At 73.7% G+C, this 17,530-nt stretch carries 12 protein-coding genes; 3 read left to right on the top strand and 9 right to left on the bottom strand.

The genetic code is table 11. The features are described 5' to 3' along the window. Positions 1 to 8: 8 nt before the first annotated feature. From dnaE to lspA, 5 genes are all read right to left on the bottom strand, one after another. Positions 9 to 3,584, bottom strand: a complete 3,576-nt coding sequence (gene dnaE / locus LY71_RS05800) for a DNA polymerase III subunit alpha (RefSeq protein WP_245887697.1) — start codon at positions 3,582 to 3,584, stop codon at positions 9 to 11. Positions 3,585 to 3,816: 232 nt separating this feature from the next. Further along, on the bottom strand, positions 3,817 to 4,251 hold the full coding sequence (locus LY71_RS05795; RefSeq protein ID WP_106276019.1) for a GNAT family N-acetyltransferase: 435 nt from the start codon (positions 4,249 to 4,251) through the stop codon (positions 3,817 to 3,819). Continuing rightward, positions 4,248 to 5,045: a CPBP family intramembrane glutamic endopeptidase gene (locus LY71_RS05790; protein ID WP_106276018.1), complete on the bottom strand. Its 798-nt coding sequence runs from the start codon at positions 5,043 to 5,045 to the stop codon at positions 4,248 to 4,250. The genes LY71_RS05795 and LY71_RS05790 overlap by 4 nt, the downstream gene beginning before the upstream one ends. Positions 5,046 to 5,077: 32 nt before the next feature. After that, positions 5,078 to 6,022, bottom strand: a complete 945-nt coding sequence (locus LY71_RS05785; RefSeq protein ID WP_106276017.1) for an RluA family pseudouridine synthase — start codon at positions 6,020 to 6,022, stop codon at positions 5,078 to 5,080. An 18-nt stretch (positions 6,023 to 6,040) separates the two neighbouring features. Beyond that, positions 6,041 to 6,583, bottom strand: a complete 543-nt coding sequence (gene lspA, locus LY71_RS05780) for a signal peptidase II (RefSeq protein WP_281261591.1) — start codon at positions 6,581 to 6,583, stop codon at positions 6,041 to 6,043. Between the two features lie 297 nt (positions 6,584 to 6,880). On the opposite strand from lspA, the gene mqo reads away from it, so the two are divergent. Continuing rightward, a complete protein-coding gene (gene mqo / locus LY71_RS05775; protein WP_106276015.1) occupies positions 6,881 to 8,374 on the top strand; it encodes a malate dehydrogenase (quinone) in 1,494 nt (497 codons plus the stop codon). A gap of 62 nt (positions 8,375 to 8,436) precedes the next feature. Here the strand turns inward: mqo and LY71_RS05770 are convergent, their stop codons facing one another. After that, positions 8,437 to 8,778 (bottom strand): endonuclease domain-containing protein, encoded by a 342-nt coding sequence (locus tag LY71_RS05770; RefSeq protein WP_170121236.1) that lies wholly within the window; start codon positions 8,776 to 8,778, stop codon positions 8,437 to 8,439. Between the two features lie 569 nt (positions 8,779 to 9,347). Further along, entirely contained in the window at positions 9,348 to 10,859 is a 1,512-nt protein-coding gene (locus tag LY71_RS05765; RefSeq protein ID WP_106276013.1) for a potassium/proton antiporter, read from the bottom strand. 98 nt (positions 10,860 to 10,957) lie between these two features. Here LY71_RS05765 and ileS point away from each other — a divergent pair, with 98 nt between their 5' ends. Next, positions 10,958 to 14,101: an isoleucine--tRNA ligase gene (ileS, locus tag LY71_RS05760; protein ID WP_106276012.1), complete on the top strand. Its 3,144-nt coding sequence runs from the start codon at positions 10,958 to 10,960 to the stop codon at positions 14,099 to 14,101. Positions 14,102 to 14,123: 22 nt separating this feature from the next. Here ileS and LY71_RS05755 read toward each other — a convergent pair whose 3' ends face one another. Beyond that, a complete protein-coding gene (locus LY71_RS05755; RefSeq protein WP_106276011.1) occupies positions 14,124 to 14,669 on the bottom strand; it encodes a hypothetical protein in 546 nt (181 codons plus the stop codon). Between the two features lie 45 nt (positions 14,670 to 14,714). After that, entirely contained in the window at positions 14,715 to 15,830 is a 1,116-nt protein-coding gene (locus tag LY71_RS05750) for an ABC transporter ATP-binding protein (RefSeq protein WP_106276010.1), read from the bottom strand. A 318-nt stretch (positions 15,831 to 16,148) separates the two neighbouring features. Here LY71_RS05750 and LY71_RS05745 point away from each other — a divergent pair, with 318 nt between their 5' ends. After that, on the top strand, positions 16,149 to 17,525 hold the full coding sequence (locus LY71_RS05745) for an ABC transporter substrate-binding protein (RefSeq protein WP_211297162.1): 1,377 nt from the start codon (positions 16,149 to 16,151) through the stop codon (positions 17,523 to 17,525). Positions 17,526 to 17,530: the final 5 nt, after the last annotated feature.

Here is a 17,530-nt window from a genome sequence, read left to right as displayed (position 1 = left end):
GGACACGCTCACAGCAGGGCGACGCTGGTGGGTCCCAGCAGCGCCTTGATGTCGCCCATCAGCGCCGTGCTCGGCCGCACCCGCAGCCCCTGGTCGAGCCGCAGCACCGTCTCCCGGCCGCCGTTGACCAGCTTCAGGTGCACCTCGGTGGTGCCCGGGTGGCTCCCCAGCACCTCCCGCAGCCGCTCGACCACCGGCGGGGTGCACCGGGCCGCGGCCATCTGCACCAGCACCGGGCCGCGCGGCCCCTCGGTGAGCTCCGGGATGGTCACCTCGGAGCCGAACAGCGAGGGCTGGTCGTCGCGGCGGCTGATCCGGCCCTTGACCACGATGATCTGGTCGCGGACGACCTTCTCCGACACCTCGGCCCAGGTCTTGGGGAAGAACAGCACCTCGATGCCGGACTCCAGGTCCTCCAGCGTCGCGATGGCCCAGGGTGCGCCCTGCTTGTTGGTGCGCGGGGCGACCGAGGTGAGGATGCCGGCGATGGTGACGTTGGCGCCGTCCTCGACCCCGCCGGCGTTGATCTCCGCGATCGGGGTGTCGGCGTTGGCGGCGAGCACGTGCTCGACGCCGTGCAACGGGTGGTCGGAGACGTAGAGGCCGAGCATGTCGCGCTCGAAGACCAGCCGCTCGGACTTCGACCAGTCCGCCGTGGGGACGGCGATGTCCAGCGCGCCGCCGAACGGGTCGTCCCCGCCGCCGTCGCCGCCGAAGCTGCCGAACAGGTCGAACTGGCCCTCGGCCTCCTTGCGCTTGAGCGACATGGCGGCGTCCACGGCCTGGGCGTGGATGGCGGCGATGCCCTGCCGCGAGTGGCCGAGGGAGTCGAAGGCGCCGGCCTTGGCGAGGGACTCGACGACCTTCTTGTTGCAGGCGACGGTGTCGATCTTGCGCATGAAGTCGGCGAAGTCCTTGAACGCGCCCTTCTCCTCGCGCGCCCGGACGATCGAGTCGACGACGTTGGTGCCCACGTTGCGCACCGAGGCCAGGCCGAAGCGGATGTCGGTGCCGACGGCGGTGAAGTCCCACGAGGACTCGTTGACGTCGGGCGGGAGCACCTTGATGCCCATGCGCCGGCACTCGGCCAGGTAGATCGGCCGGCGGTCCTTGTCGTCGCCGACGCTGGTGAGCAGGCCGGCCATGTACTCGGCCGGGTAGTTGGCCTTGAGGTAGGCGGTCCAGTAGCTGACCAGGCCGTAGGCGGCGGAGTGGGCCTTGTTGAACGCGTAGTCGGCGAACGGGACGAGGATGTCCCACAGGGTCTTGATCGCCGCGTCGGAGTAGCCGCGCTCCTTCATCCCGGCCTCGAAGCCGACGAACTCCGCGTCGAGGACCGACTTCTTCTTCTTGCCCATCGCGCGGCGCAGCAGGTCGGCCTTGCCGAGGGAGTACCCGGCGACCTTCTGCGCGATCGCCATGACCTGCTCCTGGTACACGATCAGGCCGTAGGTGCCGCCGAGGATCTCCTCGAGCGGCTCGGCCAGCTCGGGGTGGATCGGCGTGATCTCCTGCTGGCCGTTCTTGCGCAGCGCGTAGTTGGTGTGCGAGTTCGCGCCCATCGGGCCGGGCCGGTAGAGCGCGCCGACGGCGGAGATGTCCTCGAAGTTGTCCGGCCGCATGAGCCGCAGCAGCGAGCGCATCGGCCCGCCGTCGAACTGGAAGACCCCGAGGGTGTCCCCGCGGGCCAGCAGGTCGTAGGTGGCCTTGTCGGTGAGGTCCTTGCTGATCTCGTCGAGGTCGATCGGCTCCTTGCCGTTGAGCTCGATGTTGCGCAGCGCGTCGTCGATGACCGTGAGGTTGCGCAGGCCCAGGAAGTCCATCTTGAGCAGGCCGAGCGTCTCGCAGGTCGGGTAGTCGAACTGCGTGATGATCGCGCCGTCGGCCTCGCGCCGCATGATCGGGATCGAGTCGATCAGCGGGAAGCGGCCGATGATGACGCCGGCGGCGTGCACGCCCCACTGGCGCTTGAGGCCCTCGAGCTTGCGGGCCTGGTCGACCACCTCGGCCGCACCCGGGTCGGACTCGTAGCGGGCGCGGAACTCCGCCGCCTCCTTGTAGCGCGGGTGGGCCGGGTCGAAGACCCCCGACAGCGGGATGCCCTTGCCCATCACGTCCGGGGGCATGAGCTTGGTCAGCTCGTCGCCCACCGAGTAGGGCCGGTCGAGCACGCGCGCGGCGTCCTTGATCGCGGCCTTGGCCTTGATCGTCCCGTAGGTGACGATCTGGCTGACCCGCTCCTCGCCGTACTTCTGCGAGACGTACTGGATGACCTCGCCGCGGCGGCGGTCGTCGAAGTCGATGTCGACGTCGGGCATCGAGACGCGCTCGGGGTTGAGGAACCGCTCGAAGATCAGCCCGTGCGCCAGCGGGTCGAGGTCGGTGATGCCCATCGCGTAGGCGGCCAGCGAGCCGGCGGCCGAGCCACGGCCGGGACCGACGCGGATGCCGTTGTCCTTGGCCCAGTTGATGAAGTCGGCGACCACGAGGAAGTACCCCGGGAAGCCCATCTGGGTGATGATCCCGACCTCGTAGTCGGCCTGCTTGCGCACGTGGTCGGGGATGCCGTTCGGGTAGCGCTTGTGCAGGCCCCGCTCGACCTCCTTGACGAACCAGGAGGTCTCGTCCTCCCCGGGCGGCAGCGGGAACCGGGGCATCAGGTCGGCGCCCTCGGTGAACTCCACCTCGCACTGCTCGGCGACCAGCAGCGTGTTGTCGCACGCCGCGGCGAGGTCACCGGGGAACAGCGCCCGCATCTCCTCGGCGCTCTTGAGGTAGTAGCCGTCGCCGTTGAACTTGAAGCGGTTGGTCTCGTTGAGCCGCGCGCCGGTCTGGATGCACAGCAGGGCGTCGTGGGCCTCGGCGTCCTCCTTGCGCGTGTAGTGCAGGTCGTTGGTCGCCAGCAGCGGGATGCCGAGCTCCTGCGCGATCTTCATGAGCTGCGGGCGGGTCTTCTGCTCGATGGTCAGGCCGTGGTCCATCAGCTCGGCGTAGAAGTTGCCCTTGCCGAAGATGTCCTGGAAGTCGGCGGCGGCCTGCCGGGCGCGGTCGTACTTGCCCGCGCGCAGCCACATGTTGACCTCGCCCGACGGGCAGCCGGTGGTGGCGATGAGGCCCGTGCCGTAGCGCTCGAGCAGGTCGCGGTCGAAGCGCGGCTTGCGGTACTGGCCCTCGAGGCTGGCCATCGAGGAGATGCGGAAGAGGTTGTGCATCCCCTCGGTGGTGCGGGCCAGCAGCGTCATGTGCGTGTAGGCGGCCTTGCCGCGGGAGGACCCGCCCTCGCCGTCCTCGTCGACGAGGTTGTCGCCGAAGTCGAAGGGCGCGCGGTCGAACCGCGAGCCGGGCGTGTAGTAGCCCTCCATGCCGATGATCGGCTTCACGCCGGCGGCCTTGGCCTGCTTGTAGAAGTCGTAGGCGCCGAACACGTTGCCGTGGTCGGTCATCGCCAGTGCCGGCATGCCGTACTCGGCGGCGGCCTTCGTGACCTCGGGCAGCTTGGCCGCCCCGTCGAGCATCGAGTACTCGGTGTGGGTGTGCAGGTGCACGAACGAGCCGGTCGCTGCTCGATGGCCTGGGCTGCTCACGGTGCTGCGGCGCTCCTCACGGGTCGTGCTGGCCCAGCCGTCGGGTGCTCCGGCGGGCGACCGGCGGGGAAGACCGGGCGGTGCGGTGCGACGACCGACGGCGGCCCGGGCCGGTGCCTGCGATCCTCGCACTGGGGACTGTCTACGCCGAGGGTCTGACAGGACGTGTCTCGGCCCGGGAGCGCGGCCACGGCGGTCCGCGTGCGCACCGTCACAGCGGCGGGAGCGGGGGCTACAGGCGGCGGCGCATCGTCACGTGGCGGATGCCGGCCTCCTCGTACTCCCCGCCCACGGCCGTGTAGCCGGCCCGCTCGTAGAAGCCGCGGGCGGTGACCTGGGCGTGCAGCTCGACCTCCGGCAGGCCGCGTGCCGCGGCCTGCCGGTGCAGCTCGGCGAGCACCGCGGCGCCGTACCCGCCGCCGCGGGCGGCCGCGTCGACCGCCATCCGGCCGACCACCGCGCGCCCGCCGCGCTCGAGCAGCCGGCCGGTGGCCACGACCCGCCCCTCGGCGTCGAGGGCGACGGCGTGCACGGCGGTGGCGTCGGCGGCGTCCTGCTCGACCTCGGGCGGCACGCCCTGCTCCTCGACGAAGACCCGGGTGCGCAGCGCCACCACCGCCGGCCAGTCGGCGGCGCCGGCCACGCGGGCGGTGGGCCGGCCGGTCACGCGGCCGCTCCGCCGGCCGCCCGGGGCGCGGGCAGCCCGCCGGGCAGCGCCGAGGCCGGCACCAGCAGGAAGCGCAGGTCCACCGCGGCGTGCAGCACGACGGGCAGCAGCAGCGAGCCGGTGTCGAGGTAGAGCGCGGCGAACACCCCGCCGAGGACGCCGGTGAGCACCACGCCCGGCAGCCCCTGGTAGGCGTGCGCCAGGCCGAAGGCCACCGCCGCGACCAGCACGAGCACCGGCGACGGCAGGTCCGGGGCGACCGCCGCCGCGACGGCGAGGAAGAAGCCTCGGTAGAGCCACTCCTCGCACACGCCGGCGGTCACCCCGACGACGCCGAACAGCCGCCGCTCCGACGGGGTCCGCGGCAGCAGCGCCAGGGTCGCGTGCCCCTCCGGCTCGGCGTGCCGGCCCTCGCCCGGCCGCGGTGCCCGCACCAGCGCCCCGCCGCGCAGCGCGCGCACCGAGACGAACGAGAGCACCAGCACCAGCACGGTCGCCGTCCCGGTGACCGGCCCGGGCCAGCCGGTGGGCCAGGCCAGCCCGACGGCGGCGGCGTCCACGCCCGGGGCGGACAGCCACAGCACGACGGCGAGCACCGCCAACCCCCACTCGAGCACCAGCAGCCGCCGGTAGAACGACCGCCGCGCGGAGGCGTCGGTGCGCAGCCGGCCCTCGAACCGGCGGTGCAGCACGTGCCCGACCAGCGGCTCGCCGGCCACGAGGTAGCCGGCCACGACGACGGCCGAGAGCGCCGCCGGCCCGAAGGCGGCGAGCTCGTCGGGCAGCGCGGTCACGGGGCGGCGCTCACCGGGTGAGGGACACCGCCTCAGGACTCGGCGCGCAGCACGGCCAGCGCGCCGGCCAGGTCGGACGGGTAGGCGCTGGTGAACTCCACCCAGTGCCCGTCGGCCGGGTGGGCGAAGCCCAGCCGCACCGCGTGCAGCCACTGCCGGGAGACGCCCAGCCGGGCGGCCAGGGTCGGGTCGGCGCCGTAGGTGGCGTCGCCGACGCAGGGGTGGCGCATCGCGGAGAAGTGCACGCGGATCTGGTGGGTGCGCCCGGTCTCGAGGTGGATGTCGACCAGGCTGGCCGCGGGGAAGGCCTCGATGACCTCGTAGTGCGTCACCGACGGCCGCCCGCCGCTGACGACGGCGAAGCGCCAGTCGTGCCGCGGGTGCCGGTCGATCGGGGCGTCGATGGTGCCGCGCGAGGGGTCGGGGTGGCCCTGCACGAGCGCGTGGTAGCCCTTGTCGACCGTGCGCTCCTTGAACGCGGCCTTGAGCACGGTGTAGGCGCGCTCGCTCTTGGCCACGACCATCAGGCCGGTGGTGGCGGCGTCCAGGCGGTGCACCACGCCCTGCCGCTCGGGAGCGCCGGAGGTGGAGACGCGGTAGCCGCCCGCGGCCAGCCCGCCGACGACCGTGGGTCCCTCCCACCCGGGACTGGGGTGCGCGGCCACGCCGACCGGCTTGTCGACGACCACGACGTCGTCGTCGTCGTGGACGACGGTCAGCCCGGGCACCGGCTCCGGCGCCGGGGGCTCGCCGGGCGGCGGGGGCAGCTCGACCTCCAGCCAGCTGCCGCCGGTGAGCCGGTCGCCCTTGCCGCGCGCGCGGCCGTCGACCCACACCTTGTCGGCGTCGGCGAGCTCGGCGGCGACCGCGCGCGACAGGCCGAACAGCCGCGCCAGGGCCTGGTCGACCCGCTGGCCCTCGAGCCCGTCGGGGACCGGCAGCGCGCGGTGCAGCCCGGAGGAGGTCACGTCCGTCATCGTCCCAGGTCGCGGCGGTCAGTCGCGGGCGACCGCGTCGTCCCCGCGGTCGCTGCCGGGGGTGCCGCTGGCGGTGCCGCTGCGGGTGCTGCTGCGGGTGCCGTCGAACTCGACGCCGCGCAGTGCCAGCACGGCGCCGAGCACGCCGCCGCAGACGATGGCCGAGTCGGCCAGGTTGAAGATCGGGTAGACCTCGCCGTCGGGCGCGAAGACCGACACGAAGTCGACGACGCCGCCGCGGAGGAAGCCGGGGTCGCGGAACACCCGGTCGACGAGGTTGCCCACCGCGCCGCCGAGCACGAGGCCCAGGGCCACCGCCCAGCCCAGCGAGGCCAGCCGCCGCGCCGTCCGCACGATCACCACGGCGACCGCCACGGCGATGAGGGTGAACACCACGGTGAAGCCCTCGGCGAAGGAGAACGCGGCGCCGGTGTTGCGCGCCTGGGTCAGGTACACCAGCCCGCCGAGCACGCGGATGTCCGCGCCGGGCGCGATGGTGGCCACGACGAGCAGCTTGGTGGCCAGGTCGGCGAGCAGGACCAGCGCGGCGAGCGTGAGCAGCAGCCGGGTGCGGGGACGGCGGACCGCCGTCGTCCCCTCGGGGACGGCGGGCGGCTGGGCGGGCTCGTCGGTCAGGGCCGGGTCTCCTGCTCACGGGTCGGGGGCACTGCGGCGTCGTCCGACGATAGCCGCGGCCGGTCCCGCAGCCGCTGCAGACACCGGCCGGCCCCGCCACCCGAGGGCCGGGTGAGACATCTCACAGCGACCGGGACGCATCTCACACCGTGAACGAGGCGTGTCCGGACCGTTTCCCGCCGATGGTCGGAGGTGGCACACGTCCACGTCAGGAAGGCAGTCGTGTCCACCGACCTCGCTTCAGCCACCGACCCCGACGTCGTACTCGTCGGCGGCGGCGTCATGAGCGCGACCCTGGCGTCGCTGCTCGGTGTCGTCGCCCCCGAGTGGAGCGTCACCGTGTTCGAGTCCGCGGCCGAGGTGGCCGGCGAGAGCTCGGACGCGTGGAACAACGCCGGCACCGGCCACGCCGCGCTGTGCGAGCTCAACTACACGCCGGCCGGTCCCGACGGGCGGGTGGACACCACCAAGGCGCGGGCGATCAACGAGCAGTTCCAGGTCTCGCGCCAGTTCTGGTCGCACCTGGTGCGCACCGGGCTGACCGGCTCGCCCAAGGACTTCATCACGCCGGTCCCGCACGTCAGCTTCGTCACCGGCGAGCAGGGCCGTACCTACATGCGCAACCGGCACGCCGCGCTGTCGGCCGAGCCGCTGTTCACCGGCCTGGAGTACACCGACGACCCGGCCGAGCTGGCCTCCTGGGTGCCGCTGGTCATGGACGGCCGCGACCCGCAGCAGGTCGTCGCCGCGACCCGGTCGGTGGCCGGCACCGACGTCAACTTCGGCGCGCTCACCCGGCTGCTGCTCGCCCAGGGCGAGGCCCGCGGCGTGCAGGTGCACACCCACCAGCGGGTCACCGACCTCGACCGGCTGCCCGACGGCCGCTGGAAGGTCACCGTCACCGACAAGCGGACCGGCGAGGACCGCACGCTGCGCACCCGGTTCGTCTTCGTCGGCGCCGGCGGTGGCGCGCTGCCGCTGCTGCAGAAGGCCGCCATCCCCGAGATCCGCGGCTTCGGCGGCTTCCCGGTCAGCGGCAAGTTCCTGCGCACCCGCTCACCCGAGCTGGTCACCAGGCACCAGGCCAAGGTCTACGGCCAGGCCGCCGTCGGCGCGCCGCCGATGTCGGTGCCGCACCTGGACCTGCGCCTGGTCGACGGCGAGTACTCGCTGCTGTTCGGCCCCTACGCGGGCTGGTCGCCGAAGTTCCTCAAGGCGGGGTCGGTCTTCGACCTGCCGCTGTCGGTCAAGCCGAACAACCTCGGCTCCATGCTCGGCGTCGGCCGCACCGAGCTCGCGCTGACCAAGTACCTCGTCACCGAGGTGCTGGCCTCCCGCAGCGCCAAGCACCGCACGCTGCAGGCGTTCGTGCCGCTGGCCGAGCAGGGCGACTGGGAGATGATCACCGCGGGCCAGCGGGTGCAGGTCATCAAGGCCGACCCGAAGACCGGCAGGGGCGTGCTGCAGTTCGGCACCGAGCTGATCGTCGGCTCCGACGGCTCCATCGCCGGCCTGCTCGGCGCCTCGCCCGGTGCCTCGACCGCCGTCTCGGCGATGCTCACCCTGGTCGAGCGGTGCTTCCCCGACCGGGTCGCCGCCCGCCGTGCGGCGCTCGAGGAGGCCATCCCCTCCTACGGCCGCGACCTCTCCCGCGACCCGGCCCTGCTGGCCGCCGTCCGCGAGGAGACCACCCGCACCCTGGAGCTCAACGGCTGACCCCTCCGGTGCACTTCCGCGGACGTGCCCGGGTGCAACTCCGCGGAAGTGCACCGGCGGCATCACGCCGGTCGCCGGTCGAGTGCGGCGCGGACGCGCGCCACGACGTCGTCCAGCGCGCGCAGGTCGTGCGCCGCCACGCGGACGACCGTCCAGCCGGCCGCGACGAGGCGGGCGAGCCGGGCGTCGTCGACGACGATCTGCACGCCGTCGAAGTGGTGTGCCCCCTCGTACTCGACGATCACCCGCTGCTCCGGCCAGGCGAGGTCGACCCGGGCCAGCCACCGACCGCCCTCGACGACCTCGTACTGCGGCACCGGTGCCGGCAGGCCCGCCAGGACGCAGGCGACCCGCACCCACGACTCCGGCGGCGACTCGCTGCGCGCGTCGGCCAGGTCGAGCACCCGCCGCACCCGTCGGCTCGAACACCGCGACGTCCCACGCCGTCCGCAGCGGCGCCGTCCACCGGAAGCCGTAGCCGTCCTCGCGGATCTCGTGCGGACGGAGCTCCACCTGGTGCACGCGGACCCCGGCCGGCCCGCGCCACTCGGCCGGGGCGGGCAGCACGACCGTCACGGTGTCGCGCCAGTCCGGTGCGGGTGCGCCGAGGACCGCGGCGGCCGATCGCCCACCCAGGGCGGCTTCCGGGGGCATGAGCAGCGCCGTCGCGCGGCAGCGCAGCAGGTGGTCGCGGGGGACGGAGGCGTCGGCGTACACCCCGTGCAGGACCCGGACGTAGGGGCCCTCCGCGAGTCGCCGCCGGGTGGTGCGGCCCTCGGCGATGGCCTGGGACCCGACGAAGACGCCCTCGGGTGCGGTCGGTCGCAGCAGCACGCCGTGATGGTGGTGCCACCGACGAGCCGGCGACGGCGTCGTCCACAGGCCGCCGTCGTCCGGTGCGACTCCGCGGAGTCGCACCGGTGCAACTCCGCGGAAGTGCACCGCGCAACTGCGCGGAGGTGCACGGGGGACCTCAGTCGGCCTCGGTCACCGCGCCCTGCTCGCCACGCCAGGAGGCCAGCCGGCCGGCGCGGCTGACCGCGCGCAGCCGCCGCTCGGCCTCCGAGCGGGAGCGGCGGGCCGACACCAGCAGCGCCTGGTCGCCGCGCATCAGCCGGGTGGTGCGGTCGGGCACGAACGAGCGGCCGTCGCGGACGATGAGCACCACCGCGGCGTCCTCGGGCAGCCGCAGCTCGGGCAGGTAGACGCCGTGCAGCCGGGAGCCCTCCGGCACCCGCATCTGCATCAGCTCGGCGTCGAGCTCCTCCAGCGGCGCGGACTCCACCTCGACGTCGCGCGGGGTCAGCGGCGTGGCGATGCCCAGCCGGCGGGCCACCCACGGCAGCGACCAGCCCTGCACGAGGGTGAAGACGACGACCAGCACGAAGACGGTGTCGAAGACGAGCGTGGCCTCGGGCACCTGCGCGGTGAGCGGGAAGGTGGCCAGCACGATGGGCACCGCCCCGCGCAGCCCCGCCCAGGAGATGAACACCTGCTGGGCCCACGGCATCCGGAACCACACCAGGCTGGCCGCCACCGACAGCGGCCGGGCCACCAGCAGCAGCGCCCCGCCGACCAGCAGGGCCGGGCCGATCGCCTCGGGCAGCCGGCCCGGTGAGACGAGCAGCCCGAGCAGCACGAACAGCCCGATCTGGGCCAGCGAGGCCATCCCCTCGGCGAAGCCGATGGAGGCGGCCCGGTGCGGCAGCGCGGCGTTGCCCAGCACCAGCCCGCACAGGTAGACCGCGACGAAGCCCGAGGTGTGCGCCAGCGTCGCCGAGGCGTAGGCCAGCACGCACAGCGCCAGCGTGGCCAGCGGGTAGAAGCCCGACAGCGGCAGGGCCGAGCGGCGCAGCAGCCAGGCACCGGCGGCCCCCAGGGCCACGCCGACCACCGACCCGCCGACCAGCTCGGCCACCACCACGACCGCGGTCACCCACCAGGCGCTCGCCGCCCCGCCGGTCAGCGTGTCGGCCAGGACCATCACCAGCAGGATCACCGGGGCGTCGTTGAGGCCGCTCTCGGCCTCCAGGGCGGCGGCCACCCGGCGCGGCAGCGGCAGCCGGCGCAGCGTGGCGAACACCGCCGCGGCGTCGGTGGAGCTGACGACGGCGCCCAGCAGCAGCGCGAACGGCCAGTCCAGGCCGAGCAGCCAGACGGCTACCGCCGCCGTCGTCGCCACGCTCACCACGACGCCGACGGTGGCCAGCGACAGGCCCGGGCCGATGGCCCGGCGGACGTCGTTCCAGCGGGTGGTCAGCCCGCCCTCGGCGAGGATGACCACGAGCGCGGCGACGCCGAGGGTCTGGGTGAGCGCGAAGTCCTCGAACTGGATGCCGGCGCCGCTCTCCCCCAGCGCGACGCCGAGCGCCAGGTAGAGCAGCAGGCTGGGCAGCCCGAGCCGGTCGGCCAGGCGCAGCGCGATCGCGGCCACCAGGACGACGAGCGCGCCGACGGCGAGGGCGACGGTGACCGTGGTGTTCACCGCCCGCCGCCGATCACGGCGGCAGTCTGTCGTACGCCCGTGCCGCGGCTCTCGCCCCGCTGCCCGAACGCGCTCGACGGCTCGGGGACAATGACGGTGTGAGCTCTCCGTTCCGTGCGCTGCCGCCCCAGGTCGACCTGCCCGCGCTCGAGCAGGACGTCCTGCGGCGCTGGGAGGAGCGCGGCGTCTTCGAGCGGTCGCTGGCCGCGACCGAGGGCCGGCCGCAGTGGGTGTTCTACGAGGGCCCGCCCACCGCCAACGGCCGCCCGGGCACCCACCACATCGAGGCGCGCGCGTTCAAGGACGTCTTCCCGCGCTTCAAGACGATGCAGGGCTGGCACGTGCCCCGCCGCGCCGGCTGGGACTGCCACGGCCTGCCGGTCGAGATCGCCGTGGAGCAGGAGCTCGGGTTCGCCGGCAAGCCGGACATCGAGCGCTACGGCATCGCCGAGTTCAACGCCCGCTGCCGCGAGTCGGTGATGCGGCACGTCGACGCCTTCAGCGACCTCACCCGCCGGATGGGCTACTGGGTGGACATGTCCACCGCCTACTGGACGATGGACCCGCACTACATCGAGAGCGTCTGGTGGTCGCTCAAGCAGGTCTTCGACAAGGGGCTGCTCGTCGAGGACCACCGGGTCGCCCCGTACTGCCCGCGCTGCGGCACCGGCCTGTCCGACCACGAGGTCGCCCAGGGTTACGAGTCGATCACCGACCCGTCGGTGTACGTCCGGCTGCCCGTCACCGACGGCGAGTGGGCCGGCCGGGCCGACCTGCTGGTCTGGACGACGACGCCGTGGACGCTGCCGAGCAACACCGCCGTGGCGGTCAACCCCGACGTGACCTACGTGGTCGCCCGGCGCGGGACGGACACGCTCGTGGTGGCCGAGCCGCTGCTGGGGGACGTCTTCGGCGACCTGGACGACGTCAAGGTGCTCGCCCGCACCCCCGGCCGCGACTGGGAGCGCACGCACTACCGGCGTCCGTTCGCGCTGGTCGACTTCCCCGAGGGGCAGGACGCCCACTTCGTCGTCCTCGCCGACTACGTCACCACCGACGACGGCACCGGCCTGGTGCACCAGTCGCCCGCCTTCGGTGCCGACGACCTCGCCGTCTGCCGCGCCTACGGCCTGCCCGTGGTCAACCCGATCGACGCCTCCGGCCACTTCCTGCCCGAGGTGCCGCTGGTCGGCGGGCACTTCTTCAAGGCCGCCGACGCCGCCCTGGTCGAGGACCTGCAGGCCCGCGGCGTGCTGTGGCGCGAGCAGCGCTACGAGCACAGCTACCCGCACTGCTGGCGCTGCCACACGCCGCTGATGTACTACGCGCAGCCCTCCTGGTACGTGCGCACCAGCGCGGTCAAGGACCAGCTGCTCGCGGAGAACGAGAAGACCCACTGGCACCCCGAGACCATCCAGTGGGGCCGCTACGGCGACTGGCTGAACAACAACGTCGACTGGGCGCTCTCCCGCGACCGGTACTGGGGCACCCCGCTGCCGATCTGGCGCAACGACGCCGACCCCGACCGGATGGTCGTCGTCGGCTCGCTGGCCGAGCTCTCCGAGCTGGCCGGCCGCGACCTGACCGGCCTGGACCCCCACCGGCCCTTCATCGACGAGGTGACCTTCACCCGCCCCGGCGAGGAGGGCACCTACCGGCGGGTGCCGCAGGTCATCGACGCCTGGTACGACTCCGGCTCGATGCCCTTCGCGCAGTGGGGCGCGCCGCACCGCAACCAGGCGGAGTTCGAGGCGTCCTACCCGGCGCAGTTCATCGCCGAGGCGATCGACCAGACCCGCGGCTGGTTCTACTCGCTGATGGCCGTCGGCACGCTGGTGTTCGGGAAGAGCTCCTACGAGGACGTGCTCTGCCTGGGCCACATCCTCGCCGAGGACGGCCGCAAGATGAGCAAGCACCTGGGCAACATCCTCGAGCCCATCCCGCTGATGGACCGGCACGGCGCCGACGCCGTCCGCTGGTTCATGCTGGCCGGCGGCTCGCCCTGGTCGGCGCGGCGGGTCGGGCACGAGACGCTGTCCGAGGTGGTCCGCAAGGTCCTGCTGACCTACTGGAACACCGCCAGCTTCCTCACCCTCTACGCCGACACCAACGGCTGGGACCCGGCCGCCTCCCCCGCTCCCCCGCGGGCCGAGCGGCCGCTGCTCGACCGGTGGGCGCTCGCCCAGCTGGCCGCGGTCACCGAGGGCGTCACCGACGCGCTGGAGGCCTTCGACACCCAGGGCGCCGGCCGACTGCTGGCCCAGTTCGTCGACGACCTGTCCAACTGGTACGTGCGCCGCTCGCGCCGGCGGTTCTGGGACGGCGACCCGGCGGCGCTGGGCACGCTGCACGAGGTGCTCGACGGGCTGACCCGCCTGCTGGCGCCGTTCACCCCGTTCCTCACCGACCACGTGTGGACGACGGTGGTCGCACCCGGCCTGCCCGAGGGCGCTCCCGACTCGGTGCACCTGGCCTCGTGGCCGGCCGTCGACGCCGAGGCCCGCGACCCGCAGCTGGTCGCGGAGGTGGACCTCGTCCGGCGGCTGGTCGAGCTGGGCCGCTCGGCGCGCACGTCGGCGAAGGTGCGCACCCGGCAGCCGCTCGGCCGGGCCGTCGTCGCCGCGGCCGGGTACGGCGCGCTCCCCCGCGACCTGGTCGCCGAGGTGGCCGACGAGCTCAACGTCGCCGAGCTGGCCGACCTGTCGGCGGTCGGCGGCGACCTGGTCGACGTCAGCGTCAAGGTCGACTTCCGCGCGGTGGGCCGACGGCTGGGCAAGCAGGTGCAGGCGGTGGCGAGGGCCGTCGCCGCCGCCGACGCCCCCGCGCTGGTCGCCGCCTACCGGGCCGGGACGGCGTCGGTCGAGCTCGACGGCGCGACCGTGCCGTTGGAGGACGGCGACCTGGTGGTCACCGAGACGCCGCGCGAGGGCTGGACGGTGGCCAGCGGGGGCGGGCTGACCGTCGCCCTCGACCTGACCCTCACCCCGGAGCTGGAGCGGGCGGGGCTCTTCCGCGAGGCCGTGCGGCTGGTGCAGGAGGCCCGCAAGAGCAGCGGCCTGGAGGTCAGCGACCGGATCGCGCTGTCGTGGACCGCGGAGGAGCCGATGCGCACGGCGCTGACCGAGCACGCCGAGGCCCTCGGCCGCGAGGTACTGGCGACCACGGTGCGCGAGGGCGGCGTGGAGGGCGGCGCGACCTTCGAGGGGCCGGGCGGCCTGCGCTTCACGATCACCCGCGCCTGACCAGCGGGGGGGGGGCGCGGGGTCAGCCCCGCCCGGCGGACTTGCGGGCGCGGGCGACCCTGGCCAGGTGCCGGTCGGGCGTGCACACGCCGCACGGGGTGAACCCCTCGGCGCGCGCCTCACCCACCGGAAGCGGGATGGTCTCCCGGCCGCCCAGCCACCGGCAGCCGGCGAGGTGGTAGCGCGGGTGCTCGTCCACGACGAGCACCTCGTCGGTCAGGTCGACGACGATCAGCAGGTCGGTGACCTCGACGTCCTCCTCCGCGGGGTCCCCGGACGCGTCGGCGGCGCCGGTGCTCGCCGGGGTCGTGACGGGGTGACCGGTGCCCCGGTCCGCGGTCGCGGCCTCCCCGGGTGGGGGCCCACCCGGTGCCGTCGGCGGCGCGGGCGGGACCGGGGCCGGAGCAGCCGCTGCGGCCGGAGCGCGCAGCCGGGCCACCGCGAGCAGCACCACGGCCAGCCCGCAGGCGGCCACGCAGGCCCAGTACCAACCGGCCACGCCGGTCTGCACGCCGGCGACGAACAGGCCGAGACCGGCGAGGACGAGCAGTCCCGCCGCGAGGATCACCGGCGGCACCCGGCCGCCGGTGACCGCTCGCGTCGGGGACGGCGGTCAGTCGCCGGCATGCCCGATGCGGCGCCCGGTCTGCGCGGAGAAGACGTGCGCCTCGCCCGGACGGATCGCGACGTGCACGACCTCGCCCTTCGCCGGGGGACGTCGGGCGTCGGCCCGCAGGACCAGCGGGCGGTCGGCGGTCTCCCCGGTCTCCGCCCCGGCGTGCAGCTGGCCGTAGGCGAAGGCGTCGGAGCCGAGCTCCTCCACGACCTGGACCTCGACGGGGAAGCCCTCCCCGGGCCCGACGAACTGGACGGCCTCCGGACGGAAGCCGAGCGTGGCGGTCCGGCCGCCCTCCTGGGAGAGGAAGCCCAGCACGTTGCGGGACAGCGGGACCGGGTGCCCGCCGAGGACGGCGCCGCCCTCGCTGAGCGACACCGGGACCAGGTTCATCGCCGGGGACCCGATGAAGCCCGCGACGAACTCGTTGGCCGGCAGGTCGTAGAGGGCGCGGGGCGTGTCCACCTGCTGCAGCAGACCGTCCTTGAGCACCGCCACCCGGTCGCCCATGGTCATGGCCTCGACCTGGTCGTGGGTGACGTAGACCGTCGTCGTCCCGAGCCGGCGCTGCAGGGCCGCGATCTCCGTGCGGGTCTGCACGCGCAGCTTGGCGTCGAGGTTGGACAGCGGCTCGTCCATGAGGAAGACCTGCGGGTTGCGGACGATCGCGCGGCCCATCGCCACGCGCTGCCGCTGGCCGCCGGAGAGCGCCTTGGGCTTGCGGTCGAGGTACTGCTCGAGGTCGAGCAGCCGCGCCGCCTCGCGCACCCGCGTCAGGCGGTCCTCCTTGGACATGCCGGCGATCTTGAGCGCGAACGCCATGTTGTCCGCCACCGTCATGTGCGGGTACAGCGCGTAGTTCTGGAACACCATCGCGATGTCGCGGTCCTTGGGCGGCAGCTTGGTGACGTCCCGGTCACCGATGCGGATGGACCCGTCGGTGACCTCCTCGAGCCCGGCGAGCATCCGCAGGGACGTCGACTTGCCACAACCCGAGGGGCCGACGAGGACGAGGAACTCGCCGTCGGCGATGGAGAGGTCGAGGGCGTCGACCGAGGGGCGGGTCGCCCCGGGGTACACGAGCGTGGCCCGGTCGTAGGTGATGGCGGCCATGGTCTTCCTGATCGTCCCTTCCGCGCCGTTGCAGAGCGCGCCCACTGTGACACGCACCGGTCGCCGCGACCAGCGTCCGGTCCCGACGGCACCCGTCCGCGCCACCGACCGTGACCGGCCCGTGACCTCCCCGGGCCCGGGACCACCCCGACGGGGGTGTTGCGTAACGGTTTCAGCAAGGTGTCGGGCGACTCCGCACGGCGCGGCTTATGGTCCCCCGGCGACCGTGACGCCCGGCACCTGCCCGGCGCGTCCACCGGACCACCGAACCACCGACCACACGCTGCGGGGACCACCGCAGGGAGCTTGAGGAGATCCATGACGATGCGCGCGAGGGGCCGGCGCAACGCCGCGCTGGCCGGCGGCCTGGGCGTGGCACTGGTGCTCGCCGGCTGCGGCGCCAGCGAGACCAGCGGGGGCGGCGGCGGCGACACCGCCGAGGCCTCGGACCTGACCATCGACTGCGCGCCCTACGAGGAGTTCGGCGACCTGGAGGGGGAGACGGTCAGCGTCTACACCTCGATCGTCGACCCCGAGGACCAGCCGCAGATCGACTCCTACGTGCCCTTCGAGGAGTGCACCGGCGTCGAGGTGCAGTACGAGGGCTCGCGCGAGTTCGAGGCGCAGCTCGTCGTCCGCGTGCAGAGCGGCAACGCCCCCGACATCGCCTTCATCCCGCAGCCGGGCCTGCTGGCCACCCTGGTCGGCCAGGGCGCCGTCGTCCCCGCGCCGCAGCAGGTCGAGGCGAACGTCGACGAGTACTGGGACGAGAGCTGGAAGACCTACGGCACCGTGAACGGCGAGTTCTACGCCGCTCCGCTGGGCGCCAACGCCAAGTCCTTCGTCTGGTACTCGCCGTCGGCCTTCGAGGACGCCGGCTACGAGGTCCCGCAGACCTGGGACGAGATGATCGCGCTGTCCGACCAGATCGCCGAGTCCGGCGCCAAGCCGTGGTGCGCCGGCATCGGCTCCGGTGACGCCACCGGCTGGCCGGCCACCGACTGGCTCGAGGACGTCGTCCTGCGCTCGGCGGGCCCCGAGGTCTACGACCAGTGGGTCAGCCACCAGATCCCGTTCAACGACCCCCAGATCGTCGAGGCGCTCGACACCGTCGGCGGCATCCTGAAGAACCCCGACTACGTCAACGGCGGCCTCGGCGAGGTGCAGTCCATCGCCACCACCGAGTTCGGTGACGCGGGCCTGCCCATCCTCGACGGCAGCTGCTTCATGCACCGGCAGGCGTCCTTCTACCAGGCCAACTGGCCGGAGGGCACCGAGGTGGGCGAGGACGGCGACGTCTTCGCCTTCCCGCTGCCGCCCATCGAGGGCGAGTCGGCCCCGGTCCTCGGCGGTGGCGAGTTCACCGCGGCCTTCAACGACGAGCCGGCCACCCAGGCGTTCCAGACCTACCTGTCCTCGGCGGACTGGGCCAACGTCAAGGCCCAGGTCTCCGGCCCGGGCTGGGTCAGCGCCAACACCGGGCTGGACGTGGAGAACCTCGTCTCGCCCATCGACCAGCTCGCCGCCGAGCAGTTCCAGGACCCGAACGCGGTCTTCCGCTTCGACGGCTCGGACCTGATGCCCGGTGAGATCGGCGCCGGTGCGCTCTGGACGGAGCTGACCAACTGGATCGCGAACGACAAGCCGACCCAGCAGGTCCTCACCGACGTCGAGAACGCCTGGCCGGCGGCCTGATCCCC

The sequence above is a fragment of the Geodermatophilus tzadiensis genome, assembly GCF_003002915.1.
Classification (GTDB): domain Bacteria; phylum Actinomycetota; class Actinomycetes; order Mycobacteriales; family Geodermatophilaceae; genus Geodermatophilus; species Geodermatophilus tzadiensis.
Note: the sequence above shows the minus strand (reverse complement) of the source record. Positions and strands in the feature narration are given on the sequence as shown.